The sequence below is a fragment of the Priestia sp. P5_B4 genome, assembly GCF_056400385.1.
This window is the reverse complement of the sequence record NZ_JBFULJ010001512.1, coordinates 1-542: the sequence shown is the minus strand read 5'-3', so window position 1 is coordinate 542 and position 542 is coordinate 1. Positions and strand designations below refer to the sequence as shown.

1 pseudogene is annotated in these 542 nt (G+C 36.5%); it reads left to right on the top strand.

The window, feature by feature from the left end:
* Positions 1-207, top strand: a pseudogene (locus tag AC1DRF_RS31905) (exonuclease domain-containing protein); the annotation flags it as partial.
* Between the last annotated feature and the right edge of the window lie 335 nt (positions 208-542).

Here is a 542-nt window from a genome sequence, read left to right as displayed (position 1 = left end):
GAGTACGGCTTTCCTAATAAAAAACTAACAACGCTCCTTGATCATCATAATATTGAGAGAGAGCACGCTCACAGAGCTATGGATGACGTGAAAGGAACCATTGACTTGCTCAGACGGCAAAATCCTAGCGGAGAGCCCTATTTTTCTGAAGTATTAAAAAAAGCAATGAGCAAACCTAAAAAAACAGCGGCCTCCACTCGTTTTTAACTCAACAAAAAAAGCGCAGCTTCTGCGCTTTTTTTGTTTTTATTTGCATATTTCTTAAGTGTTGAGTTATATGTTTGAGGAGTATGTTTGGAAACAGCGAGGCTGTAAACGCACCGGAAGAAAAAGAAAAGTGCCTGCTTTCAAGCAAAAAAAGCCGCGGAGGAACAAACTGAACAGCTGGTATTTACACATATATACGAAATCAGCTGAATTTCTAATAATCTGGAAGATTTTAATTATACTTCTCTTATTTTTTGATTTTGAAGATCGTGATGCGTTTGTTCTAGTTCACTTAAATTCAATTCGTACAAATGTAAATTCAATTCGTACAAATG